Raw genomic sequence first — 26441 nt, forward strand, 5'->3', positions numbered from 1 at the left:
TAAACCCCGGTGTGCCGCGTACACTAACTTGCCGATGTTGGGTGGGGGGGCGCAACTATGATTTGCGAAGCAACATCACGTGGCACGACGACAGCTGCGCCGGAGGGCGCCCGCTATCGGCCGGAACGGGCCGAGGAGGTACTCGCGTCCGAGCGCAGCGTGTTGCGGCTGATCACCCGCAACACGCCGCTGCCCGAACTGCTCGACGAAGTCTGCCGTCGCGCCGAGGCGCTGCTCGGCGACGGCGCGTGCTGCTCGATCCTGCTGCTCGACCCGGACGGCGTGCATGTGCGCGTCGGCGGCGCGCCGTCGCTGCCGCCCGCGTACAGCGCCGCGATCGAGGGCGCGGCGATCGGTCCGCGCGTCGGCTCGTGCGGCACGGCGATGTTCGAGCGGCGTCTGGTGATCGTCGACGACATCGAATCCGATCCGCTGTGGGAAAACTTCCGGGATTTCGCGTTGCCGCACGGCTTGCGCGCATGCTGGTCCGTGCCCTTCGAAAACGACGCGGGCATCGTGCTCGGCGCGTTCGCCGTCTACTACCGCGCCACCCGCTGTCCGACCCCCGAGGAAGAGGCGATGCTGCGCGACATCGGCAGCAGCGTCGGCCTCGCAGTCCATCAGGACGCGATGGCGCAGCGCCTCGCGCACAGCGAGGAGCGTCACCGGCTGGTCGTCGATCATCTCAGCGAGGGCATCGTCGTGCAGTCGCGCACCGGCATCGTGCTCGCCTGCAATCCGAGTGCGCAGCGCATGCTGCACGTGACACCGGAAGTCGTCGGCAGCAGCATGCGGACCGTGATGACACGCGCGTTCGGCGAGGACGGCTCGGTCATCGGCGAGGTCAACCGTCCGGTCTCGGAGGTCTTTGCGACCGGCAAGCCGATGCTCGGCGTGACGGTCGGCCTCGAACTGATCGGCGGCGGAGTCGTGTGGATCACGCAGAACGTCGTGCCGATCCTGCGGCCCGGCGACAGCGAGCCGGACTCCGTGCTGATTTCGTTTTCCGACATCGGGCCGGTGCGCGAGGCGCAGCGCCAGCTGAAGTACCTCGCCACGCGCGATTCGCTGACCGGCCTCTACAACCGCGCCTACCTGACCGAGCGGATGCGCGACCTGTTCGCGCCGCGCGCGGCCGGCGACCATGACGGCGAGCTCACCAGCGTCGCCGTGCTGTTCGTCGATCTCGACGGCTTCAAGAAGGTCAACGACACCGCCGGTCACGAAGCCGGCGACGCCCTGCTGTGCAGCGTCGCCGAACGGCTGTCGGCCTGCGTCGGGCGTGGCGACACGCTGGCGCGCGTCGGCGGCGACGAGTTCGTGATCGTCGCCAGCGCGTACGGCAATACCGGCGAGCTGATCGGCCTCGCGCACCGCATTCTGGACATGATCGCGGTGCCGTTCGCGGTGGCGGGCAACGAGTACTACCTGGGCGCGTCGATCGGCATCAGCCTGTTTCCCGAAGACGGCCAGGACGTCGCGACGCTGATGCGCAACGCCGACTCGGCGATGTATCACGCGAAGCAGCGCGGCCGCAACAACTTCCAGTTCTTCACCGCCGAGCTGAACCAGCATCTGCAGCGGCGTTTCACGATCGAACAGTCGCTGCGGCGCGCGCTCGCGGCCAACGAGCTGAGCCTCGTGTACCAGCCGATCGTCGATAGCCAGAGCGGCCGCACGATCGGTGCGGAAGCGCTGCTGCGCTGGTACAACAGCGAGCTTGGCAACGTGTCGCCGGGCGAATTCATTCCGGTCGCCGAGGATGCCGGGCTGATCGTCGAGATCGGCGACTGGGTGCTCGAGCACGCCTGCCAGCAGGTCGCGCAGTGGCGGCGCTCGCTCGCGCCGCATCTGATCGTCGCGGTCAATTTGTCGCCGCGGCAGTTCAACGACGGACTGCTCGAGCGCATCGAACGTTGTCTTGCGCAGTCCAGGCTCGAACCGGCCGCGCTCGAACTCGAGATCACCGAGCGGTTGCTGATGAGCGACAGCGATACCGTGCTGCCGATGCTGAGCGCGCTGAACGCAATGGGCGTGCGCGTCTCGGTCGACGATTTCGGCACCGGTTATTCGTCGCTGTCGTACCTGAAGCGCTTTCCGCTGCATAACCTGAAGATCGACCGGTCGTTCGTCGCGGGGCTGCCCGATCATCGCGATTCGGTCGCGATCACCCAGGCGGTCGTCGCGATGGCGCACTCGCTCGGCATGAACGTCACCGCCGAGGGTGTCGAGACCGCCGAGCAGGCGGCGTTCCTGCGCGCGATCGATTGCGACAAGCAGCAGGGCTACCTGTACAGCCGGCCGGTCGGCGCGAGCGCGTATGCGCGCACGCTGTACGACGCGCAGCTGATCGGCATGGCGAAGGCGTCCTGACGCGATTGTTCAGATTGCCGAACAAGTGACTTCGCGTTGCCGCTATTTATCGGCGGCGACGCACTCCCTAAAATTCCCCCATCGAAACATTATTGGTGCGCGGTGCCGAAGCGGCGCCCCGCGTTTGGGGGTCGTCATGTCAGAGTTGATCAGAAACCAGCTTTACCGGCCAGCGGTCGTACTGCCGATGGTCGCGCTGATGCAGGTGATGGTGTCGCAGGATTTCAATCTCGGCCAGGTCGGCTGGGTGTTCGCGGCGCGCGGCGCGCAGGCCGCACTGCAACGTTCGCGCGAGTTGATTTGCGCGGTTCATTGCCACGCCTGAGATTTCCCGCGCAGCATACGCAGTAATCCCAACTGATTGGCGCCGCCTCGCGCGCGGCGCCTGGCAAGACGGGCCGTCGCCAAAGCGCCCGCACAATCAGACATGACATGGCAGCGCGTGGCACTAAGCGTAAGATGCTACGACCTGCACCCAGCCGGGGAGAGTTGCCATGCCACAGCACTTCGACGCAGTCGTGATCGGTACCGGACAAGGCGGTTCGCCGCTCGCCGTGCGCCTCGCTCAAAGCGGGCGCCGCACCGCGGTGATCGAACGCGCGGAGTTTGGCGGCACTTGCGTGAACGTCGGCTGCACGCCGACCAAATCCTATGTGGCGAGCGCCCGCGCGGCGCACGTGGCGCGCCATGCGGCGGAGCTCGGCGTGCAGGTGGGTTCGGTCGGCGTCGATCTGGCGGCCGTGAAGGCGCGCAAGGACCGGATCATCGGAGAGTCGCGCAGCGGCGTCGAAAAATGGCTGCGCGGCACGGAAAACATCACGGTGATCAACGGCCACGCGCGCTTCACCGGCGCGCGCACGCTCGCTATCTGCGGGCGCGACGGGGAATTGCTGAACGAGCTCAGCGCGTTCGAAATCTTCATCAACACCGGCACGCGCGCCGTCGTGCCGCCGCTCGAAGGCATCCAGCGGATTCCGTACTACACGAACTCGACGCTGCTCGAACTGACCGCGTTGCCGGATCATCTGGTGATCGTCGGCGGCAGTTATATCGCGCTGGAATTCGCGCAGGTGTTTCGCCGCTTCGGGAGCCGCGTCAGCGTGCTGGTGCGCGGCGAGCGCGTGTTGAACCGCGAGGATGCCGATTTCGCGGAGTCGGTGCAGAAGGTGCTCGCGCGCGAGGGCGTCGAGTTTCATTTCGGCGTGCAACCGACGCGCGTCGAGCCGCATGCGCATCGCGCGAACGACGTGTGCATCGGCTTCGAGCAGAACATCCCAGCCATGGAGGCGTCGCATCTGCTGTTGGCCACCGGCCGCAGGCCGAACACCGACGACCTCGGCCTCGACGTCGCCGGCATCGAGACCGACCGGCACGGCACGATCATCGTCGACGGCCAACTGCGCACCAGCGTGCCGGGCGTGTGGGCGATCGGCGACGTGAACGGCCGCGGCGCGTTCACGCATACGTCCTACGACGACTACCAGATCGTCGCGGCGAACCTGCTCGACGGCGGCGCGCGCAGCGTCGACACGCGGATCATGACGTATGCGGTGTTCGTCGATCCGCCGCTCGCGCGCGTCGGCATGTCCGAGCAGGAGGTGCGCAACAGCGGCCGCGAAGCGCTGATCGCGACGATGCCGATGTCGCGCGTGGGCCGTGCGCGCGAGCGTGGCGAAACCGACGGCTTCATGAAGGCGCTCGTCGATGCGAACAGCAAACAGATACTCGGCGCGGCAATTCACGGCATCGAGGGCGACGAGGCGATCCATACGTTCGTCGACATCATGACCGCAGGCGCGCCGTATCCGACTTTGCAATACGCGATGCACGTGCATCCGACCATCAGCGAACTGGTGCCGACGCTGCTCGATGGGCTCAAGCCGATGCAATGAACTGCCTTGACGCTGGCGCGACACGCTGATGACAAGCCCGCTCAAACCCGCACGTAGCAGCGGCAACCTGTTCGACGCCGTCGCGCAGTTGGGGACGACGCCCGAGGAGCAGGTCGACGCGCTCGTCGAGCGGGGCGGCGTGACGATCGAGCGGATCGTCTCGACCGGGCAGGCGAGTCCGCCCGGCTTCTGGTACGACAGCCCGCGCGCCGAATGGGTCGTGCTGCTCACCGGCGCGGCGATGCTCGAATTCGACAACGACCCCCAGCCGCATCCGATGAAGCCCGGCGATCACGTGCTGATCGAGGCGCATTGCCGCCACCGCGTCGCATGGACGAGCGACACCGAGCCGAGCGTGTGGCTCGCCGTCCATTACCCGTGAGCCGCGGCGGATCGAGCCATCCGCGCGGCCGGCTCTCGCGCATCGACAAATCCTCACACCATCACCGATAATCGGCAGCGGCGCGGCCCGCGCGCAAGGCGAAGGCGGGCTGTGCGCCCCACCGCATTGATCTTCGGGACTCGCATGGGCAAGGGACGCGTCGAAGCCTTCAGCGATGGCGTAATCGCCATCATCATCACGATCATGGTGCTCGAGCTGAAGGTGCCCGAAGGCCACGATCTCGCGGCGCTGCGCCCGGTCGTACCGGTGTTCTGCGCATACGTGCTGAGCTTCGTCTACGTCGGCATTTACTGGAACAATCACCATCACATGTTCCATGCGGTGCAGAAGGTCAACGGCAAGGTGTTGTGGGCGAACCTGCATCTGCTGTTCTGGTTATCCCTCTTGCCGGCCGTGACGCACTGGGTCGGCGAAAACCATCTGGCCGCGTGGCCGACCGCGATGTACGGCATCGTGCTGTTCATGGCGGCGATCGCGTATTTCATCCTGACGCGCACGCTGATTTCTCAGCATGGACACGACTCGACGCTGGCCAAGGCGCTCGGCAACGACTTCAAGGGCAAGGTCTCCGTCGTCATTTACCTGACCGGCATCGGGCTCGCGTTCGTCGTGCCGTGGGCGTCGGCCGTGCTGTACGCGCTCGCCGCCGCATGGTGGTTCGTACCGGACCGTCGCATCGAACACGTGCTGGAGGCCTGAGCATGCTGCTCGCGCTGAAGCTCGTGCTGGTGCCGGCCTTTCTCGCCGCGCTGACGGCGGCCGCGCGCGTCTGGGGGCCGTCGGTCGCGGGATGGCTCGCGGGACTGCCGGTCGTCGCCGGACCGATCATGCTGCTGCTCGCAGTCGAGCGCGGGCCGGCGTTCGCGGCGCAGGCGTCGGCGGCGTCGGTTGCGGCGATCGCCGCATCCGAGGCATTCAATCTTGCTTATGGATGGAGCTGCCGACGCTTCGACTGGCCGCTCGCACTGGTCGCGGGCATGGCCGGCTGGCTCGGCGCGGGACTGCTGATCGTGCGGATGCCCGGCTCGCTTGGGTGGGCGCTGGCGGCGGCGTGCGCGGCCGTCGCGGTGTCGCAGAGCTGCTTGCCGCGCGCGACGGGCCATGTGCCGGCGGCGCGCGTCGGGCGTGCGGATCTGGCCGTGCGGATGCTCGCGGGCGCATTGCTGACGCTCGCGGTGACGGCTGCTTCGGCATCGATGGGCGCCGCGTGGAGTGGCGTGGTGTCGGTGTTTCCGCTGCTCGGCATCGTGCTCGCGGTGTCGGCGCAGCGTGCGCATGGCGCGGACTTCGTGGCGCTCTTGATGCGCGGCATGGTGGTCGGGCGCGGCTCGTTCGCGGCGTTCTTCGCGGTGACGGCGATGCTGCTGCCGCAGTACGGTGTGGCGACGGCGTTTGCGTGCGCGGCGGTGGTGTCGGTCGTCGTGCAGGGGTTGACGCGGCGCTTGCTGGCCGGGCAGCGCCGTGCCCAGGCGGCGGCGCGAGAGTTGGCGCAGCCGCAGACGGAGTGAGACTGCGCATGGCTTCACATCGCTCACCTTCGACCGCTACCCGCATCGGGCTCATCTCGGATACGCACAACCTCGTGCGTCCCGAAGCGTTGCGCTATCTCGACGGCTGCGACGCGATCATTCACGCGGGCGATATCTGCAACCCGGACGTGCTCGACGCGCTCGCGCGGATCGCGCCGCTGACCGCGGTGCGCGGCAACAACGATACCGGTGACTGGGCCGCGTCTCTACCGACGCATGCGCGGCTGACGATCCAGCAGGTGACGATTCTGGTCGTGCACGACATCGCCGAGCTGGGCTGCGTGCCGCAGCACGATGGCATTCGCGTAGTGGTGAGCGGCCACTCGCACAAGCCGTCGATCGCCGAGCGCGACGGCGTGCTGTACGTCAATCCTGGCAGCGCGGGGCCGCGGCGCTTCAGGCTGCCGGTGTGCGCGGGCACGCTGACCGTCGAAGGCGCGCAGGTTGGCGCGACGTTCGATTCGCTGCTGACGTAAAAAAGTGGGCCGGCGAATGTCGCCGGCCCGCTTCAGAAACTACGCCTGACGTGATGACTGCGCAGGTCAGGCACGCGCGGTCGCAGCCGCCGCGAACCGTTCATCCATCTCCTCGGCCTCGCGCTCACCGCGCAGCACCGCGTGCGCTTCAGCGCGCGTCGCGACGCACGGACCCGAGCCGAGCAGCGGCTTGCGCGCGGTTTCGCGCAGCGCGAGTACCGACACGATGCCGATCAGCGATGCGCCCATCAGGTAGTAGGCGGGCATCATCAGATTGCCGGTCCGGTCGACGAGCCATGCGGTCACGAGCGGCGTCGTGCCGCCGAACAGCGACACCGAGATATTGAAGCCGATCGCGAGCGCGCCGTAGCGGATCCGGGTCGGGAACAGCGCCGGCAGCGCCGACGGCATCACCCCGGTGAAGCACGACAGCAGCACGCCGAGAATCATCAGGCCGCCGAACACCGGCAGCACCGTGCCCATCCGAATCAGCAGTAGCGCGGGAATCGACAGCGCGAACAGACCGACGCAGCCGAGCAGCATCACGGGCTTGCGGCCGATCGCATCGGACAGACGGCCGGCGGCGAGCGTCATCGGCATCATCAGGATCATCACGAGCAGCACGAGGAACAGACCGTGCGTTTCGTTGAAGTGCAGCGTGGCGGACAGATAGCTCGGCAGATACGACAGCGCCATATAGTCGGTCACGTTGAAAATCAGCACGAGGCCGACACACAGCAGCAGTGGCTTCCACTGCTGCACGAGCAGCTGGCGCAACGACTGGCTGGGCAGCGCGCGGTCTTCGGCTTCGCGCTCTTCGGCCTGTTTCTTGAACGCGGGCGTTTCCTCGAGCTTCATGCGGATGTACAAACCCACCAGGCCGAGCGGTCCGGCGATCAGGAATGGTACGCGCCAGCCCCAGGACAGCAGCGCGTCGTTCGACAGCGTCGCCGTCAGCAGCGCGACCGTGCCCGCGCCGAGCACGTAGCCGATCAGCGTGCCGAACTCGAGAAAGCTGCCCATGAAGCCGCGGCGCTTGTCGGTCGAGAATTCGGCGATGAAGGTCGCGGCGCCGCCGTATTCGCCGCCGGTCGAGAAGCCCTGCACGAGGCGCGCAAGCAGCAACAGCACCGGCGCGAGAATGCCGATCGTCGCGTAGTTGGGGATCAGGCCGATCGCGAAGGTGCCCGCGGCCATCATGATCATCGTCATTGCCAGCACGCGCTGACGGCCGATGCGGTCACCGAGCGGCCCGAATACCATGCCGCCTATCGGCCGCACGAGAAACGCCGCGGCAAACGTGCCGAAGGTCGCAATGAGTTGCGCCGAAGGGCTCGACGAGGGGAAGAACACCTTGCCGAGCGTGACCGCGATGTAGCTGTACACGCCGAAATCGAACCATTCCATCGCGTTGCCGAGCGCCATGGCGCCGACGGCCCGTTTCAGGAGGGAGTGATCGACGACGGTGATGTCGTCGAGGGAAAGACGCTGTTCCGGTTTGTGATGTCGCCAGAAGCCGTTGCTGGAAGCGGTCAAGGTTGAAACTCCAATGACTGCGACGAAACTCGTGATGCGTTCCGCCACGGTTGCTGGGAAGTGTAATTTCGTGAGCAAGGCGAGGCCATTCGCGGCACCGGTTATCCGGCGGCGCAACGGATGGCGAAAGGAAGCAAACGCCCGTGCCTCGCGGTAAGTTCGCGAAAAAACACTCGACTAGATTGTGCTGACTGTTGCACCTGCGTGGCCGTGGAAGGGGGGCAGATGCATGAGGGACGCGGGGCTGGCGGGAAACTGACCCATGCGCCACTGAGGGCTTGAAACGAAAAAGGCCGGTCTTGAATTTTCCGCTTTAGGCGGGGAAACGACCGACGAGCCTTCTTGTTTAAAAACAGTTCAATTCAGGATGGCGCGTGCGCGGAAAAGCACACGATGAACCAACTTGAAAGAACACGAATGAAGGTGAATTGCGGCTCAAACGAGGGCACATGTTAGCACGATGCCAGAGGATCATGCAAATCGGTGGTGCGAGGTAGGGCCGCCAATGTGACTCGATCAATTGCGGGACGGGAGATCTGGCGGGGTCGGAACGGCCCTGAAAAACGGACCGCTTAGAACATTGGCGAGCGCTTTTTGAGGCGAAGACGATGCGAGCGGCGGGCGCGATGCGCGGCCGATGTTGGCGCGAAAAAAATCCGCGCTCGCGGCGCGGATTGTGGGCGTGCGTTCATCCGGTTCGGGCGACACGTTGTGTCGTCCCGGACGAGGCAAGCTCAGGCTGACGGCGGCACGTAGCCCGACGCGGTATCCGCGCCTTCGCCGAAGAAGAACTTTTCAGTCTGCTTCATCAGATACTGCCGCGCGCGCGGATCGGCCATGTTCAGGCGGTTTTCGTTGATCAACATGGTCTGCTGCTTCAACCAGCTCTGCCAGGCTTCCTTCGAGATACTTTCGTAGATCCGCTTGCCGAGTTCGCCCGGGAGCGGCGGGAAATCGAGGCCTTCGGCTTCCTTGCCGAGCTTCGCGCATTGAACCATACGAGTCATGCTGTGCTTCTCCTGTAATCGATGTGGGGCGGGCAGACGCCGGATCGGATCAGTTGGGGGCGATCACGAAGTACTCAAAGCTGTTTCATCAGCACGAGCGATTTGCGCTGCCAGTTATAGAGTCGGCGGCGGTCTTCGGGCAAGTCGTCGACCGTAACCTTGACGAAGCCGCGCTTCAGGAACCAGTGTTCGGTGCGCGTGGTGAGCACGAAAATGCGCGTGAGGCCGCGTGCCCGCGCGCGCTGTTCGATGCGCTTGAGCAGGCGCTCGCCGTCGCCGGTGCCTTGAGCTTCGGGCGCGACGGTCAGGCACGCCATTTCGCCGATGCGCTCCTGCGGATACGGATACAGCGCCGCGCAGCCGAACAGCACGCCGTCGTGCTCGATTACCGAGAAATGGTCGATATCGCGTTCGATCTGGTGACGGCCGCGCCGTACGAGCGTGCCGTCTGTTTCGAGCGGCTCGATCAGCGCGAGAATGCCGCCGACGTCGTCCGGCGTTGCTTCGCGCAGGCTTTCGAGGTTCTCGTACGAAATCATCGTGCCGACGCCATCGTGCAGGAACAGTTCGAGCAGCAGGCTGCCGTCGAGCGCGTACGGGATGATGTGCGCACGCGGCACGCCGCCGCGGCAGCCGCGGATCGAATGCTTCAGGTAGAACGCGGCGTCGCCGGTCACTTCGCCGCTTTCGTGCAGCTTGTAGGCGTCGTCGAGCGACAGTTCGCGGATCAGCGCGGTGCCGCTTTCGCCGGTTTCCATCAGGCCCGGCGTTTCGGTCAGGAACACGATCTTGTCGGCGCGCAGCGCGATCGCCGCGGCCGAGGCCACGTCTTCCATCGACAGATTGAATGCCTCACCGGTGGGCGAGAAGCCGAGCGGCGACAACAGCACGAGCTTGCGACTCGCAAGCGAGTGCCGGATCGAATCCGCGTCGATCTTGCGCACGAGGCCCGTGTGCTGGAAGTCGACGCCGTCCAGAATGCCGACGGGGCGCGCCGTCACGAAGTTGCCCGATACGACGCTGATGTGCGCGTGCGCCATTGGCGTGTTCGGCAGACCCTGGCTGATCGCGGCTTCGATGTCGAGACGCACTTCGCCGGCCGCCTCCTTCGCGGACTCGAGCGCGCGCGCGTCGGTGATGCGCATGCCGTGTGAAAACTCCGATTCGACGCCGTGCAGGCTCATCTGCTCCTCGACCTGCGGGCGCGAGCCATGCACGAGCACGATCTGGATGCCCATTGCCTGCAGCAGCGCGATGTCGGACACGAGCGCATTCAGCAGCCCCTGATGCACCACTTCGCCGCCGAAACCCACGACGAATGTCTTGTTTCGGAACGCGTGGATATACGGGGCGACGGAACGCATCCAGTCGACGAATTGCGCGTGCTGGGCGAGGGTTTCCGGCGAGTCGGCGGGGGCCGGGACGCTCGCGGGCGCGGGGACGAGGTCGGTTTGGGAATTCATGCCGGGGATTATAATGCGCCCCCATGTCGAATGTACCCAAAAGTCCCGCTGGGGCGAACGAGAAACCGGCGTCGGCCGGCGAGCCGGCCAACCCCGGCGACACGATGCGCCGCCCAGCGCAGGATGCGAAACCCGATCAGGCGCGTGACGCGCGTCGGGGGGCGGGCGCGTCTGCGCGAAAGGTGCCGCCCGAAGGGGGCGGTGCAGGTCGAAAAGGTCGCGAAGAGCACGCTGGCGCGCGTGACGAACGGCGCGGTGAATCCCGCGATGAATCGGATGACGCGTCTGGTGCGAAGCGGGGCGGTGGGGCTCGTGACGAGCAACGTGGCGCTTCGTTGAGCGAGCAGCTTGGCCAATTCCGTACTGCACTTCATAACGCGGCCCGTGAGCAGCAGAGCGATGGGCCGCAAAGCGGGCAGCGGGGTGGGCCGCAAGGCGAGCGCCCCAATACGCCTTCGGCCGCGCCTCGCGGTGAGCATGGCAAGCAGGCTCGCGACGAGGGAGGTGATGCGCGGCAAAGCGAGCAGCGCAATGAAATCCGCGACGCGCGCTCGGACACCCCTCGCGTTGAACAGCGTCGTGCGTCTCGCAACGAACAGGGAGATCGCGGGCCACGTAGCGAGCAACGCGGATCGACCCGCGGCGAGCAACGTCACGGATTGCGCGACAAACAATCGGGCGAGCCGCGCAAGGAACAACCTCGCGCGCCGCGCGAAGCGCGGCCGTCGCGGGTCGTCGAGCCGAATCCGATTCCACCGGTCACGTTCCCCGAAGCGCTTCCTGTCTCCGGTCGTCGCGACGAGATCGCGCGGGCGATCGTGCAGAATCAGGTCGTGATCGTGTCGGGCGAAACCGGCTCGGGCAAGACCACGCAGTTGCCGAAAATCTGCCTCGCGCTTGGCCGTGGTCTCGGTGCCGGCGGCAATGGTCTGATCGGCCATACGCAGCCGCGCCGGATCGCCGCGTCGGCGACCGGGCGCCGTATCGCCGAGGAACTCGGCACGCCGTTCGGCGAAGTGGTCGGCTATAAGGTGCGCTTCAACGACAACCTCGCGCCGGGCGCATCGGTCAAGCTGATGACCGACGGCATTCTGCTTGCGGAAACGCAGACCGATCCGCTGCTGAATGCCTACGACACGCTGATCATCGACGAAGCACACGAGCGCAGCCTCAACATCGATTTTCTGCTCGGCTACCTGAAGGAGATTCTTCCCAAGCGTCCCGACCTGAAGCTGATCGTCACCTCGGCGACGATCGACGCCGACCGTTTTGCGCGTCATTTCGGCAGCGACGACAAACCCGCGCCGGTGATCGAAGTGAGCGGCCGGATGTATCCGGTCGAGGTACGTTACCGTCCGGTCGTCGAGGACAGCCCGGCGGTCAAGGCGGCGCAAGGGACCTCGGGTGCAACCTCGTCTGGCCGCGAGCGCCCGAAGACGCAGCGCGAGACAGATCGTGATCTGATGGAGGCGATCGTCGACGCTGTCGACGAACTGTGCCGCGAAGGCCCCGGCGACGTACTGGTATTCCTGCCCGGCGAGCGCGAGATTCGCGACGCCGCCGAGGCGCTGCGCAAACATCATCCGCCCCACACGGAGATCCTGCCGCTGTTCGCGCGGCTCTCGGCCGCCGAGCAGGAGCGCGTGTTCCGCGCGTCGAACGCGCGCCGCATCGTGCTCGCGACCAACGTCGCCGAAACTTCGCTGACGGTACCCGGCATCCGCTACGTGGTCGACACCGGCCTTGCGCGCGTGAAGCGTTACTCGTATCGCAACAAGGTCGAGCAATTGCAGGTCGAGTCGATTTCGCAGGCCGCCGCGAACCAGCGCGCGGGGCGTTGCGGCCGGGTCGCCGATGGCATCTGCATTCGTCTGTATGAGGACAGCGACTTCCAGGGCCGCGCGCGCTTCACCGATCCGGAAATTCTGCGCTCGTCGCTTGCTTCGGTGATTCTGCGCATGAAGTCGCTGCATCTGACGGCGATCGAAACCTTCCCGTTTATCGAACCGCCGCCGGGCCGTGCGATTTCCGATGGCTACCAGTTGCTCAACGAGCTCGGCGCCGTCGACGACGACACCCACCTGACGCCGCTCGGCCGCGAACTCGCGCGCCTGCCGCTCGATCCGCGCGTCGGCCGCATGATCCTCGCCGCGCGCGACCAGCAGGCGCTGAAGGAAGTGCTGATCATCGCGAGTGCGCTGTCCGTGCAGGACCCGCGCGATCGCCCGATCGAAGCGCAGGAGCAGGCGGACCAGGCGCATCGCCGGTTCGCCGACGAGCGCTCCGAATTCCTGCAGTGGCTGAAGATCTGGAACTGGTTCGACGAAGCGATCGCGCACAAGAAATCGAACCGGCAGCTGCAGGACGAGTGCCGCAAGAACTTCCTGTCGCAACTGCGGCTGCGCGAATGGCGCGACGTCCACTCGCAGCTGCTGACGGTGGTGCGCGAGCACGGCTGGCGGCTGAACGACGCGGAGGCAACATTCGAGCAGATCCATCTGGCGCTGCTGACCGGTCTGCTCGGCAACATCGGCCTGAAAGCCGACGACGAGCCGTACTACCTCGGCGCGCGCGGCATCAAGTTCTATTTGTGGCCCGGCTCGGCGCTCGTGAAAAAAGCAGGCAAGTGGGTGATGGCCGCCGAGCTCGTCGAAACGAGCCGTCTGTACGCGCGTTGTATCGCGAAAATCGAGCCGGAGTGGGTCGAGAAGGTCGGCGCGCATCTGCTCAAGAAGTCGTTGTCCGAGCCGCATTGGGAAAAGCGCGCGGCGCAGGTGTCCGCGTTCGAGCGCGCGATGCTGTACGGCCTGCCGATCTATCACCGGCGGCGCGTCGCCTTCGGCAAGCAGGACCCGGCGCGGGCGCGCGAGCTGTTCATTCGCGGTGCGCTTGTTGAAGGGGAGTTCGACACGAAGCTTGCGTTCTTCGCGCACAACCGCAAGCTGCTCGCCGACATCGAGCAGCTCGAGCACAAGTCGCGCCGCCAGGACGTGCTCGTCGACGACGAATTGATCTACGCGTTCTACGATCAGGCGCTGCCGGACGGCATCCATACCGGCGCCGCGTTCGAGCGCTGGTATCGCGACGAGGTCGAAAAGAGCGGCCAGGCGGAGGACAAGCTGCGGCTGTTGTATTTGTCCCGAGACGATCTGATGCGGCACGAGGCGGCGGGTGTCACGACGGATCTGTTCCCTAAGCGGCTGACGATGGCGGGCATCGAGATGGCGCTGACCTACCACTTCGAGCCGGGCACGCCGCGCGACGGCGTGACGCTCGCAGTGCCGCTGTACGCGCTGAACCAGGTCGACGCGCGCCGCTGTGAGTGGCTCGTGCCCGGGATGCTGAAAGAAAAGGCGCAGATGCTGCTGAAGTCGCTGCCGCAAAAGCTGCGTCGGCATTGCGTGCCGCTCCCCGAGTACGCGGCGGGCTTCGCCGAACGGCACGGCGCACAGCGCTTCGGAGGAGGAGGCTTGCTCGAGGCGCTGATCGCCGACCTGCGCGAGCAGACCCAGGTCGCGATGAAGCAGTCCGACTTCAAGCTCGAGACGCTGCCCGCGCATCTGTTCATGAACTTCAAGGTCATCGACGAACATGGCCGGCAGCTCGCGATGGGGCGCAATTTGTCGCAACTGCGCGCCGAGCTTGGCGCTCAGGCGCAGCAGCATTTCCAGAAGCTCGTTTCGGGCGCGGCGGGCGCCGCCTTGGCCGACGCGGGCGGCGGCGGTGTTGCGGCACCTGCACGCTCTCCAGATTTGGCTCAGAGTGGCGCGTTGCGCGGCAAGGGCGCGGCCGCGCCGCAACCCGCGACACCCGAAGGCGCACCAGCCACCGCGCTCTATGAAAACCTGACCACGTGGAATTTCGGCAAGTTGCCCGAGTTGCTCGAAATTCGCCGTGGTGGTCAGACGCTGTTTGGCTACCCGGCGCTCGTGGACCGTGGCACCCATTGCGACGTCGAGGTGTTCGATTCGCCGGAAGAAGCCGCGCGGATTCATCGGGCGGGCTTGCGTCGGCTCTTCGCGCTGCAGTTGAAGGAGCCGATCAAGTATCTGGAGAAGAATCTGCCGGGCCTGCGCGAAATGGCCATGCAGTTCATGCCGCGCGGCACGCAGGAGGAACTGCGCGATCAGCTGATCGACACCGCACTCGACCGCGCGTGTCTGCAGGATCCGCTGCCCGACGACGATGCGAGCTTCCATGTCCGCCGCGACGAAGGGCGTAGCCGCCTCACGTTGCTCGCGCAGGAAATTTCGCGGCTGGTCGGTCAGATTCTTGGCGAATACGCGAGCCTGACGAAGAAGCTCCTGCAGGCGAAGCCATTCGCGGCCGCGTACACCGATCTGCAGAATCAGCTCGATGCGCTGATCGGCAAGCGTTTTGTCGTCGATACGCCGTATGCCCAACTCGCACATTTCCCGCGTTATCTGAAGGGGATGGCGCTGCGTATCGACAAGCTGCGCGCGGACGCCATACGCGACGCGCGCCAGTTCGCCGAATTCCAGCCGCTGCTGCAGCACTATCAGCGCGCGGTGTCGCAGCGCGGCGGCGTCGTGGATCCGCGGCTTGCGGAATTCCGCTGGCTGCTCGAAGAATTGCGCATCTCGCTGTTTGCGCAGGAGTTGCGCACCCCGATGCCGGTTTCGGTGAAGCGCCTGCACAAGGTGTGGGAGTCGATGCAGCGCTAAAGCCAGGGCGCTCGCTCGCGGACGCTGGACACTGGGTGTGCACCGCGGCCGATGAGCGGGCCCGCGCACCGGTGCGCGCGGGGTACACCGAGCGTCCTCTGAGCGCCGTCGCGGCCGGACTCGGTCCGATACGTTCACTCGAGCTGATTTCACCAATGCATCCCCGCGCCGATCGATGCGCCGAACTGTCGGCGAGAGTCGGTGCTGCCCTGGACCTTGTAGATCCATTTGCCGGTGTCCGACAACTGCGACACGCTGATTGCAAGCGCAGATTGACCGCCGTACGTGCCACCCGCCATGGCGACCATGCCGTGTCCCGGCAGGACCGCTTGCGGCAAAGCTGCCATCGCGAGCGCCGATGCCGTGCCCCCGTAGCTGTCCCGACGGGCTGAGCGGATCTGGTCGTCGGTATAGCGATTCGACGCGCTGATCGCGCCGCTCACGCTTTGCTGCAACTGATTGACGTTGACCGCGTCGGTGCCTCGCACGCCGGCCGCGACGTTGGCGATCTGGCGTTCCTGGCCCGCCGCGCCAACCGATACCGTGTTCGCTCGGTCGGCGACGGAGCCCTGGCCTAACGCCACCGCGTTGTCGGCGCTCGCGCTGGCCGCGGCACCGACCGCCGTCGCGTTGTTGCCGCTGGCGATGGCGTTCGCTCCGATGCTTGCCGCGTTGGCGCCGCTTGCTTGTGCATTCGCTCCGACGGCAATCGCGTTCGTGCCGGCCGCCTCTGCGTTTGTACCCTCGGCGACCGTGTTGACGCCGCTCGCCCGCGCGTTCGCCCCGGCCGCAATCGCGTGCGCGCCGGACGCCTGCGCGCTCTCAGTCGCGCTATCGCCTGCCGCGCTGAACAACGCGTCGGCCGAGCCGATCGTCGCGTTATTGATCGCGCCTTCGAGCGCCGCGTTCAGCTGACCGAGGTTGACCGCGTCGGACGCCTGTACACCGTCCGCGACGTTGTGGATGACGGTGCCCTCCGTGGTATCGCCGCCGAGCGTAACGCCGTTTCGGTTGATGCTGCCGTCGGCGTTCGTGTCGTACATGACCGCGCCGTCGAGCTTCGCTGCGGTCGCGCTGCTCTGGTCGCTCACCGCTTTCAGCTGGGCGACGTTGACCGCATCGGTGTCGGCGGTGCCAGCCGCGACGTTGGTGATCTGGCGCTCGTTGCCCGTCGAACCGACCGACACGGTACCCGCGCGATCGGCGATCGAGCCCTGGCCGAGCGCGACGGAGTTTGCAACTAGCGCGCTCGAGTTAGATCCGAGCGAAAGTGCGTTGTCGGCGGCTGCGCTGGCACCGGAGCCGAGCGCGAGGGCGCCGGCGCCGTTCGCCGTGGCGTTGGAGCCGAGCGCCGTCGCACCGGAGCCGTAGGCCGACGCTGACGCGCCCAGCGAGGTCGCGTCGGCCGTGCCGGCGACAGCGCCCGCGCCGATCGCGGTCGAGTCGGTTGCGCTGGCGCTGGCGCTGGCGCTGGTGCCGAATGCGGTTGCGTTGCTGCCCATAGCGCTGGCGTTGCTGCCCGCGGCAAGCGCGTGCGTGCCGTCTGCGAGCGCCTCGTTGGAGCCGTCGGCCGGGTCAGCAGCGCTGAAGTAATGCAGCGCGCTGCTTTGAGCGAGTGCATCGACCTTGTTGTCGACCGCGCCCAACTGGCTCACGTTGACCGCGTCGGTGGGCGCGGCGCCCGCGGCGACGTTGGTCAGGCGACGCTCGTTGTTCGCCGAGCCGAGCGAGACTTCGCCCGTCGCGCTGGAGGCCGCGATCGGGGTGGCGCCCGTTCCCACGGGCACAAACGCGCTTTGCGACAGGTCCGTCGTGGTGCTGGCGTTGGCGCCTAGCGCGACGCTATTGTCGGCGCTCGCGTTTGCGTTGCTGCCGAGCGCGATCGCGCCGGCTCCCGCGGCCGTTGCGCCGAAGCCGATTGCGCTGGCGTAGGCGCCGCGTGCCTGCGCGGCAACGCCGAGGGCGATGGCGCCGACGCCGCTGACGACGGCATTACTGCCAAGCGCGACGCTCGAGTCCGCGAGCGCCGAGGCCCATGCTCCGGCGGCGAGCGAGTTGGCGCCTCCGGCCTGCGCGACATAGCCGAGCGCGGTCGATCCGACGCTGGTTGCCGTGGATAGGGAGCCAAACGCGGAGGCGGCCGAGTCCGCCGCTATTGAACCGGAGCCCGCTGCGACCGAGTCGACGCCAAGCGCCGACGCGTTCAGACCGACCGCGGTCGCGCGTTCCGCTTGCGCATTCGCATAAGGCCCGAAGGCGCTCGCGCCTTCGCCTTGTGCGGAAGAGGAGAGGCCCATGGCGACGGCGCTATCGCCCTGCGCCGTGGCGTTCGCCCCTACCGCGATCGCGCCGTCGTTTTGCGCGTTCGCCTGCGAGCCGACCGCCAGCGATGAGCTGCCGCTTGCGGTGGCCTGTGCGCCTATCGCGACCGCGATGTCGGCGGGCGCGCTGGCCGTGCCTACCTCGACGGAATCGACGCCGGCGCCTGTCGCTTCCGTGACGTAAAGGGCCGCCGCCGCTATTGCAACACCCGCGGTACTTCGAACCGCCCGGGCGATGCTTTTCTGGCGCGCGGAAGCACGGTGTGTTTGCAGGCAGGCAGTTCGCGGCGCTGCGACTTTTATTTGAGACGTGGTATGGCGAATTATCGAAATATTCTTGTTCATCAATTAAAAATCCTCCGCATTATTGTGGTTAGTGGCACGCAGCGCGTATTCCGACTTTGACGTGAAGTTATTGCCTGGTGGGTTTGAAAATATTGAAAATACAAAAACGCCGGTCATTGGTAAGGCTTGCGTTATTTGGCCGAGCGCGCGTCAGCCCGGCGATGTACGCTCGGGTTTCATGGGGGAGGCGCTACCGGGGCGGCGCGTATGGAGAATTCTCCGATGTCCGCGTGCAATTCAGATATCAGCAAACTCCGAAATTCGATTGGGCTAAAAAATATATTAATACGGCTAGGTTTTTATTGATAAGGAAAGAGGAGTATTCTTATTGTTCCCGCTAATCATTTGCGCGATTTTAACGTGTGGCTGATGCATGATTGACCCTGACAGGGAGAGCACATTGATTCCTCACTCGAAAACCCACGGCGCGAGCATCAAACCGGACGTGGCAGACGAAACCTCCCGCACGCGGCCGAGCTTCATCGCACCCGTCATTTTTCGGTCGTCGCCAGTGACTTACGTCAACCGCCCGGACCGGCAAACGTTCTACAATGACCGTTGTTCTCCGAAGCGAGTTTTCATGCGTAAATTTTTTCTTCCCGGATTGAGTGCCACGTTCGCCGCGACCGCGGTGCTGGTCGCCGCCGCAGGCTTTTTTTCTCCGGCGGCGCACGCCAATAACGTGATCGTGCTCAATTCCGGCGAGGCCACGCTGAGCCTGATCGACGAGAACAGCCGCCAGGTCATCGGCACCGTGCCCACGGGCAAGGAACCGCATCACCTGATGGCCACGCCGGACAATTCCTCGCTGATCGTCGCCAATTCGGTGTCGAACAGCCTGATGTTCGTCGATCCGAAAACGGGGCAGTTACAGCGCTGGGTCGAGAACATCGAAGATCCCTATCAGATCGGTTTTTCGCCTGATCGCAAGTGGCTCGTCACTACGGGACTGCGGCTCGATCGACTCGACATCTATCACTACGACAACCCGAAAAACCAGATGACGCTGGCTTCACGGCTGCCGCTCGCGGTGATGCCGAGCCACATGGCGTTCTCGAATGACAGCAAGACGGTGTTCGTCTCGCTGCAGATCTCGGGCGAGCTCGCCGCCATCGACCTGCCCACGCAAACCGTCAAATGGAAGATGAAGGTCGGCAAGGTGCCCGCGGGTCTGTGGATGACGCCGGGGGAAAAGTACCTGCTCGTCGGCATGACCGGCGAGGACTGCGTCGCCGTGGTGGACTGGCGCAACCAGAAGGTCGTCAAGACGATTCACACGGGCAAGGGCGCTCACAATTTCCGCTCGCTCGCCGACGGCAGGCATGTCGCGGTGTCGAACCGCGTCGCTAGCACGATCAGCATCATCGACGAAGACACGCTCACCAACGTCGGCGACATCACCGGCCTGATGCCGGGACCGGACGATATGGAACTTTCCGCCGACAAACGCTATCTGTGGGTGACCTTCCGCTTCGCGAAGCACGTTGGCATCATCGATCTCAACACGCGCAAGCTGATCCAGACCATTGCGGTGGGCCGCTCGCCGCACGGCATCTATTTCTTCGACCGCGCGCCGGTGACGGCGCCGAACGGCGCTTGAGGGGCCTGAGGGCGCCCGACAGTGCCTGAGGGCAACAGGGCAGAGCCAGGACGCCACGAGCCACCAAGGATGAAGTAACAGGCCAGCATCATGTTCCATCTGATTTTCTCCTCACTCGACAGCTTCGTTTCAGCCGCGCAGACGTGGCTGTACGTCGACGTGGTGCAGCCGCTGCTGTTCCGGTTCAATCTGATGGACTACGACGAGGACACCTACGACAGCCTGTACTGGGTCATCGTCGGTGTGCTCGAGGTGCTCGCGATGTACGCGATCCTGCGTCCGCTCGAGGCGCTGCGCCCGGTCGAGCAATGGGAGAACCGCAAGGCCGTGCGCGTCGACGTGCTGTACACGTGGATCGCCAAGCTCGGCATTCTGAACCTGTTCTTTTTCTTCGCGCTGCAACCGTTCTTCGACAACGTGCAAGGCTGGCTGCGGCTGCACGGCATCGCGAACCTGAACTTCGACAACCTGTGGCCCGGCGTGACCACGCAGCCGCTCGTCACGTTCGTCATGTATCTGCTCGTACTCGATTTCGCCGGCTACTGGTATCACCGCTGGCAGCACCGCTTCGGCGTGTGGTGGGAGCTGCATGCGGTACACCATAGTCAGCGGCAGATGTCGCTGTGGTCCGACGATCGCAACCATCTGCTCGACGATCTGCTGCAGGCGTCGTTCTTCGCGATCATCGCGCTCGCAATCGGTGTGCCGCCGTCGCAGTTCGTCGTGCTGGTTGCGATCACGAATCTCGCGCAAAGCGTGCAGCACGCGAACATCCGCCTGTATTACGGCTGGCTCGGCGAGCGGCTGCTCGTCAGCCCGGCGTTCCACCGCCGTCACCACGCGATCGGGTACGGTCATGAAGGGCTCAAATACGGTTGCAATTTCGGCGTGCTGTTCCCGTGGTGGGACATGTTGTTCCGCAGCGTGTCGTGGAGCCGCGACATGGAGCCGACCGGTATCAGCGATCAGCTCGAAGGCCGCGGCTATGGCGATGGATTCTGGGAGCAGCACTGGTTCGCCTTCGTGCGCATCGCGCATCGCCTCGTATCGAAGCGCCGCGCACCCGGCAACGACACCGCTGCCGTTTGAGTCGGTTCAGAGTCCGTTCTGAGTCCATTCTGAGTCCATTCTGAGTCCATTGCGGATCCATTCGAGCGCGCACTCCGCCGCGCTGCTCACTTCCGCCGGCGGCGCGTCCCTTGGTTTATGCTGTGCACGTTCGAGCGCACCCTCCAGTGCCCCAGCATGCCTGGCCCGGGCGCGGCGCGATTCTCCCGTCCATCGTTTCGTTCGCAGGCACTGGCTCGCATGAATGATCTGTTGCGCTCGTTTGGGCGCGCACTCGCAAGCGCGTTGCATCCGCGCATGCTCTGGCTGACCTTCAAACCGTTTATCGTCGCGACGGTCGGCTGGGGCGTACTCCTGTGGTTCTTCTGGCAGACGCTGACCGGCGCGACGCGCACCTGGCTCGACGATTGGTCCTTCACCACCACGCTTTATCATCTGTTCGACGTGCTCGGTTTTTCGACGCTGCACGCGGTCATCGCGCCGTTCATCGTGGTTGCGATGGCGATCCCGCTGATCGTCGTCACGGTGCTGCTGCTGATCGCCATGCTGTCGATGCCGGCCGTGATCCGCTTTCTCGCGGCCCGCCAGTTCGCCGGGCTGGAGATGCGCCACGGCGGAACGTGGTACGGTAGCCTCGGTCAGGCGCTCTGGACCACGCTGCTGTGTCTGGCGCTGCTGATCGTCACGTTGCCGCTGTGGCTGGTGCCGCCGTTCTTCGCGTTGATTCCGCCGCTGCTGTGGGGATGGCTCACGTATCGCGTGATGACCTACGACGCGCTCTCGTTGCATGCGACGCGCGACGAGCGGCGCGAACTGGTGCGGCGCCACCGGCTGCCGTTGCTGCTGATCGGTATCGTGAGCGGCCTGCTAGGTTCGCTGCCGACGCTGTTGTGGGCGTCGTCGGTATGGCTGATTGTGCTGTTCCCGGTGATCACGACGGTGACGATCTGGATTTACGCGTTCATCCTCGTGTTCTCGGCGCTATGGTTCGGCAACTACTGCCTGCGCGCGCTGCAGCGCATGCGGGCGGAAGCGCCTGGCGGCGCGCGCGAGGTCGCGCCGGTTCCCTATTGATCAAACGAAAGAGGCGGCAATGGCATTTGGCGTCATCATCATCGGCGATGAAATCCTGTCGGGCAGACGCGTCGACAAGCATCTGCCGAAGGTCATCGAGTTGCTCCGCGGGCGCGGGCTGTCGCTCGGCTGGGCGGAGTACGTCGGCGACGATCCGGAGCGCATCACGGCGACGCTGCGGCGCACGTTCGCGTCGGGCGACATCGTGTTCTCGACGGGCGGTATCGGTGCGACACCGGACGACCACACGCGCCAGTGCGCGGCGGCCGCGCTCGGCGTGCCGCTCGAGCTGCATCCGGAAGCCGCGAAGCTGATTCAGGAGCGTATCCGCGACATGTATCCGGCGAACTCGCCGGCGCCGCTCGATCTGAACTCGCCCGAGAACCGGCATCGCCTGAATATGGGCACGTACCCGCAGGGCGCCGACATCATTCCGAACGGCTACAACAAGATTCCGGGCTTTTCGATCCGCCAACACCATTTCGTGCCGGGTTTCCCGGTGATGGCCTGGCCGATGATCGAGTGGGTGCTCGACACGCAGTACGCGCATCTGCATCACACGACGCCGCACGCTGAAAAATCGCTGCTGGTGTTCGAGTTGCCGGAGTCGCGCGTGACGCCGCTGATGGAGAAAATCGAGCGCGATTTTCCGGGCGTGCGGGTGTTCAGCCTGCCGAGCGTCGGGGATGCCGAGCGCGGCGGCGTGTATGCGCGGCATCACATCGATCTGGGTGTGAAGGGTGAACCGGAAGCCGTCGCCGCGGCGTTCGTGAAGCTGCGAGAGGGGGTGCATCTGCTCGGTGGCGATATCGTCGAGCCTGAAGCGGCGGCGGCAGCGGCGGCAGCGGCCACGGGTAAGCCGTGAAGCTGAGCGGGCCCTCAATACGATTCAGGTAAGTAGTCAGGACACGGCTGCGCTTGACGAAGTTTTATACGGCGTTCTATCACGCGCTGTGGGCGCCGAGCGTATTCAGCGATTCCAACGGCCAATATATCGGCTTCGACCAGCAGGTCCATTCGGTTAGCGCGGGCCACGCGGCGCAGTACACCAGCCGCAGTACACCTGCTTTTCGGGCTGGGACATCTATCGCTCGCTGATTGCGCTCAAAGCCACGCTGTTTCCTCAGGAGACCAGCGAGATGGCGCAGTCGCTAGTCAACGATGCGGATCAGTGCGGCGCGATTCCGCATTGGGTCAACGACAACGTCGAGGATGGCGTGATGCCCGGCGACGCCGGTTCGCTGATCGTGGCGGGCGCCTATGCATTCGGCGCGCGAGCGTTCGATACCTCGGGCGCGCTGAAGCACATGATCAAGATGGCCAACGTTCCCGGAACGGCGTGCAATGGCGTGACCACGAATGGCGGCCGCGCCAGTTATCTGCAGTTCGGCTACATCACGAATGGCGAATGGGGGCAGGCATCGTCGACGCTCGAATACGCGAGCAGCGATTTCGCCATTTCGCAGTTTGCCGGCCAACTGGGCAATTCAACGATCCAGAAGATGCTGCTGAGCCGCTCGGCCTATTGGCAGAACCTGCTCAACGCGTCGCTGCCGCCGCCTCTGATCGCCGCGCGCAACTCGGACGGAAGCTGGATTGCGGAGACGCAGAGCAGCACCGACAACTACGGCGAAGGCAATGCCGGGCAGTACACGTGGATGGTGCCGTTCAACCCGGTCGGACTGTTTGCGCAACTGGGCGGCCAACTCGGCGGCGGTGTCGCGCCTGAACGCGTTTTTTGCGGTGTTGAACGCGGGGATGAGCCTGCCCAATTTCTATATGGGCGACGAACCGACCTTCGAGGTGCCGTGGCTATATAACTGAGCGGGTTCGCCGTCGGGCACGCAGAACGTGGTCCAGCAGATCATGGCGAGCGCCTTCGGCACAGGGCCGAACGGTTTGCCCGGCAATGACGACCTCGGCGCGGTGTCGCGCTGAACTTCGTGATGGGTTCGTCTCCCTCCCAGTGGGGGACGAGCGCGGCGGACGCACCCCCTTCGTATGGCGTGCCGCTCGCGCGGAATGTGGCCGACGCATTCAACAACCACGGCATCGGCAGCGACGGCAGCACCGATACCGATGGTCTGGGAGCGGACTTCGACGGCTCGCTGTTCAGCTACTCGTCGCAGGCCTTGACGGCGGCGCGCGCGGCGCTCGACAAAACAAGCGGTCCGCGCCTGAGGGTTAGGTTGGCGCGAACCGCGACATCGCAGTGTCACAACCCGAGCCGACGATGCAATCAATGCGTGGTCGGCGCGAACCGTTTCAATCGGCGTGCTTCAGCGCCGCGCCACGGGCTTCCGCAGATGCGGGCAGTGCGCCCGCGCCATCAGGCTCCGATCCACGGCAAGCCGCGAAAACACCATCCCGACACCGTCTTCCGATGCCCCTGGCCGTCCTTGTCGCCTTCGAAGCCTTCCAGCAGGTCATACGCCTTCGTGAAGCCGGCCTGGGTCGCGGCGATCGCGGCGAGCTTCGAGCGCGCGGCGCTGCGGCACAGGAACAGCACCGGCGTGTCGGGCGACGCGACCTGCGCGAGTTGCTGCACGAACTCCTGATTGGGCACCGCGCCCGGATAGCGCGTCCATTCGACATGCGCGTATTGGCCATCACCGATCACCGGCCGGCCGACCCAGTCGAGCTCGGCGCGGGTACGCACGTCGACGAGACGCGTGCGCGGATCGAGTTCCAGCAGTTCGAACGCCTCGGCCGGCGATACCGCGCCCGCGTAGGGCAGTTGGTTCTCGGTGCGGCGGGCGTCCGCCTTCGCGTAAAGCTGTTCGAGCGTGCTCATGAGCGTCAATCTCCTTCGGACCAAATGATCATTCTAGCGCGCTGCAGGCAGCGCACAGACCTGTGTAGACTGGACGGCGCCGGGCAGTCGCGGGCGCTATCCCAACCTCGATGCGCAAATATGGTGCATTTTCTGCTGAATGCACCAAAATGGTATGGATCGTCGTTTCCAAAGAGGTGAATGCGCGAAATTGGTGCGTTGCGATGCCCGCACGTTTGTTTGCGAGGCTGCTCTCGCCTCGTGCGTGGCCGGCAAACGTAAGCGGCGCAATGGTGTGCGCCGGATTGGCCCATCCGAGGCCCAGAGGTGGCACACTATCTGCTTTATTGGTGCCGATCGATTTATCCCGGCAGAATTTTCCGCCCGCGACGCCGTATAAGTGGACGTGCCGGGATGGGTCAGCTAGATTGGGCGGCGGCTGAATCCGCCGAAATTGTTAATCAGGAGATAGGTTATGAGTAAATCCGTGGCCGACGTCATTCAACTCGTCAAGGACGAAGACGTCAAGTTTGTCGACTTCCGTTTCACCGACACGCGCGGCAAAGAACAACACGTTTCGGTGCCGGTGTCGGCATTCGATGAAGACAAGTTCGAAAGCGGCCATGCGTTTGACGGTTCGTCGATTGCCGGCTGGAAGGGCATCGAAGCATCGGACATGTTGCTGGTCCCGGACGCGAATACGGCCTTCATCGACCCGTTCTACGAAGAATCGACCCTCGTGCTGACCTGTGACGTCGTCGAACCGGCTGACGGCAAGGGCTACGAGCGCGACCCGCGCTCGCTCGCGAAGCGCGCCGAAGCGTACCTGAAGAGCTCGGGCCTCGGCGACACCGCGTACTTCGGTCCGGAACCGGAATTCTTCATTTTCGACTCGGTCCAGTGGAACACGGATCAGTCGGGCTGCTTCGTGAAGATCGGTTCGGAAGAAGCACCGTGGTCGTCGGCGAAGGAATTCGAAGGCGGCAACACCGGCCACCGTCCGGGCACCAAGGGCGGCTACTTCCCGGTCGCGCCGGTCGATTCGTTCCAGGACATCCGTTCGGAAATGTGTCTGCTGCTCGAACAGATCGGCATTCCGGTCGAAGTGCATCACCACGAAGTGGGGGGCATGGGCCAGAATGAAATCGGGACGAAGTTCTCGACGCTGGTGCAGCGCGCCGACTGGACGCAGCAACTGAAGTACATCATCCAAAACGTCGCGCACACGTACGGCAAGACGGCAACGTTCATGCCGAAGCCGGTCGTCGGCGATAACGGTTCGGGCATGCACGTTCACCAGTCGATCTGGAAGGATGGCACGAACCTGTTCGCAGGCAATGGCTACGCAGGTCTGTCGGAATTCGCGCTGTTCTACATCGGCGGCATCATCAAGCATGCTCGCGCGCTGAACGCGATCACGAATCCGGGTACGAACTCGTACAAGCGTCTCGTGCCGCACTTCGAAGCGCCGGTCAAGCTCGCTTACTCGGCTCGCAACCGTTCGGCATCGATCCGAATTCCGCACGTGTCGAACCCGAAGGGCCGCCGTATCGAAACGCGCTTCCCGGATCCGCTGGCGAATCCGTACCTGTGCTTCTCCGCGCTGATGATGGCGGGTCTGGACGGCGTGCAGAACAAGATTCACCCGGGCGAAGCCGCCGACAAGAACCTGTACGACCTGCCACCGGAAGAGGATGCAAAGATCCCGACCGTGTGCGCGGGCCTCGACCAGGCTCTCGACTCGCTCGACGCGGACCGCGAGTTCCTGACGCGCGGCGGCGTGTTCACGGATGCGATGCTCGACGCGTACATCGAACTGAAGACGACGGAACTGCAGCGTTTTCGTCAGTCGGTGCACCCGATCGAATTCGAAATGTATTACTCGCTGTAAGCGGC

At 65.0% G+C, this 26441-nt stretch carries 19 protein-coding genes and 1 pseudogene; 14 read left to right on the forward strand and 6 right to left on the reverse strand.

Annotation, left to right across the window (positions count from 1 at the left end; all coding sequences use genetic code 11):
• The first annotated feature begins 57 nt into the window (after positions 1–57).
• From HDG33_RS02290 to HDG33_RS02320, 7 genes are all read left to right on the forward strand, one after another.
• Positions 58–2373, forward strand: a complete 2316-nt coding sequence (locus HDG33_RS02290; protein ID WP_184022157.1) for a bifunctional diguanylate cyclase/phosphodiesterase — start codon at positions 58–60, stop codon at positions 2371–2373.
• Between the two features lie 136 nt (positions 2374–2509).
• A complete protein-coding gene (locus HDG33_RS02295) occupies positions 2510–2698 on the forward strand; it encodes a hypothetical protein (RefSeq protein ID WP_062129896.1) in 189 nt (62 codons plus the stop codon).
• Positions 2699–2867: 169 nt separating this feature from the next.
• Positions 2868–4265 carry an FAD-containing oxidoreductase gene (locus tag HDG33_RS02300; protein ID WP_184022160.1) on the forward strand — a complete coding sequence of 466 codons (1398 nt, stop codon included), beginning with the start codon at positions 2868–2870 and terminating at the stop codon, positions 4263–4265.
• 28 nt (positions 4266–4293) lie between these two features.
• On the forward strand, positions 4294–4647 hold the full coding sequence (locus HDG33_RS02305; protein WP_184022163.1) for a cupin domain-containing protein: 354 nt from the start codon (positions 4294–4296) through the stop codon (positions 4645–4647).
• Positions 4648–4791: 144 nt separating this feature from the next.
• Positions 4792–5367 carry a TMEM175 family protein gene (locus tag HDG33_RS02310; protein WP_184022166.1) on the forward strand — a complete coding sequence of 192 codons (576 nt, stop codon included), beginning with the start codon at positions 4792–4794 and terminating at the stop codon, positions 5365–5367.
• 2 nt (positions 5368–5369) lie between these two features.
• Positions 5370–6176 (forward strand): hypothetical protein, encoded by an 807-nt coding sequence (locus tag HDG33_RS02315; RefSeq protein WP_184022169.1) that lies wholly within the window; start codon positions 5370–5372, stop codon positions 6174–6176.
• A gap of 8 nt (positions 6177–6184) precedes the next feature.
• A complete protein-coding gene (locus HDG33_RS02320) occupies positions 6185–6673 on the forward strand; it encodes a metallophosphoesterase family protein (RefSeq protein WP_184022172.1) in 489 nt (162 codons plus the stop codon).
• Positions 6674–6739: 66 nt separating this feature from the next.
• On the opposite strand, the gene proP is transcribed toward HDG33_RS02320, so the two are convergent.
• The 4 genes from proP to HDG33_RS37100 all read right to left on the reverse strand — a co-directional run bounded on the left by proP (position 6740) and on the right by HDG33_RS37100 (position 11335).
• Complete coding sequence (gene proP / locus HDG33_RS02325) at positions 6740–8209, reverse strand: glycine betaine/L-proline transporter ProP (RefSeq protein ID WP_184022176.1); 1470 nt, start codon at positions 8207–8209, stop codon at positions 6740–6742.
• A gap of 734 nt (positions 8210–8943) precedes the next feature.
• Positions 8944–9216 carry an oxidative damage protection protein gene (locus tag HDG33_RS02330; protein ID WP_026225286.1) on the reverse strand — a complete coding sequence of 91 codons (273 nt, stop codon included), beginning with the start codon at positions 9214–9216 and terminating at the stop codon, positions 8944–8946.
• A 74-nt stretch (positions 9217–9290) separates the two neighbouring features.
• Complete coding sequence (gene argA / locus HDG33_RS02335) at positions 9291–10679, reverse strand: amino-acid N-acetyltransferase (protein WP_184022179.1); 1389 nt, start codon at positions 10677–10679, stop codon at positions 9291–9293.
• Between the two features lie 8 nt (positions 10680–10687).
• A complete protein-coding gene (locus HDG33_RS37100; protein WP_260330287.1) occupies positions 10688–11335 on the reverse strand; it encodes a hypothetical protein in 648 nt (215 codons plus the stop codon).
• 3 nt (positions 11336–11338) lie between these two features.
• Here HDG33_RS37100 and hrpA point away from each other — a divergent pair, with 3 nt between their 5' ends.
• On the forward strand, positions 11339–15364 hold the full coding sequence (hrpA, locus tag HDG33_RS02345; protein ID WP_260330288.1) for an ATP-dependent RNA helicase HrpA: 4026 nt from the start codon (positions 11339–11341) through the stop codon (positions 15362–15364).
• A gap of 149 nt (positions 15365–15513) precedes the next feature.
• Here hrpA and HDG33_RS02350 read toward each other — a convergent pair whose 3' ends face one another.
• Positions 15514–18030 (reverse strand): YadA family autotransporter adhesin, encoded by a 2517-nt coding sequence (locus HDG33_RS02350; protein ID WP_184022202.1) that lies wholly within the window; start codon positions 18028–18030, stop codon positions 15514–15516.
• Positions 18031–18610: 580 nt separating this feature from the next.
• Here HDG33_RS02350 and HDG33_RS02355 point away from each other — a divergent pair.
• From HDG33_RS02355 to HDG33_RS02375, 5 genes and pseudogenes are all read left to right on the forward strand, one after another.
• Positions 18611–19630, forward strand: coding sequence for a beta-propeller fold lactonase family protein (locus HDG33_RS02355; protein WP_184022205.1), 1020 nt, complete (start codon positions 18611–18613; stop codon positions 19628–19630).
• A 90-nt stretch (positions 19631–19720) separates the two neighbouring features.
• Positions 19721–20719: a sterol desaturase family protein gene (locus tag HDG33_RS02360; RefSeq protein ID WP_184022218.1), complete on the forward strand. Its 999-nt coding sequence runs from the start codon at positions 19721–19723 to the stop codon at positions 20717–20719.
• 219 nt (positions 20720–20938) lie between these two features.
• The gene (locus HDG33_RS02365; RefSeq protein WP_184022223.1) at positions 20939–21772 is read left to right on the forward strand and encodes an EI24 domain-containing protein; all 834 of its coding nucleotides are present in this window, start codon (positions 20939–20941) and stop codon (positions 21770–21772) included.
• 19 nt (positions 21773–21791) lie between these two features.
• Complete coding sequence (locus HDG33_RS02370; protein ID WP_184022226.1) at positions 21792–22637, forward strand: molybdopterin-binding protein; 846 nt, start codon at positions 21792–21794, stop codon at positions 22635–22637.
• A 13-nt stretch (positions 22638–22650) separates the two neighbouring features.
• Positions 22651–23916: pseudogene (locus tag HDG33_RS02375) on the forward strand (glycoside hydrolase domain-containing protein); the annotation flags it as partial.
• Positions 23917–24101: 185 nt separating this feature from the next.
• On the opposite strand, the gene HDG33_RS02380 reads toward HDG33_RS02375, so the two are convergent.
• Positions 24102–24566: a rhodanese-like domain-containing protein gene (locus HDG33_RS02380; RefSeq protein WP_184022229.1), complete on the reverse strand. Its 465-nt coding sequence runs from the start codon at positions 24564–24566 to the stop codon at positions 24102–24104.
• A gap of 454 nt (positions 24567–25020) precedes the next feature.
• Here HDG33_RS02380 and glnA point away from each other — a divergent pair, with 454 nt between their 5' ends.
• A complete protein-coding gene (gene glnA / locus HDG33_RS02385; protein WP_184022232.1) occupies positions 25021–26436 on the forward strand; it encodes a type I glutamate--ammonia ligase in 1416 nt (471 codons plus the stop codon).
• Positions 26437–26441: the final 5 nt, after the last annotated feature.

It is taken from the genome of Paraburkholderia sp. Cpub6, from assembly GCF_014201065.1.
Taxonomy (GTDB): domain Bacteria; phylum Pseudomonadota; class Gammaproteobacteria; order Burkholderiales; family Burkholderiaceae; genus Paraburkholderia; species Paraburkholderia tuberum.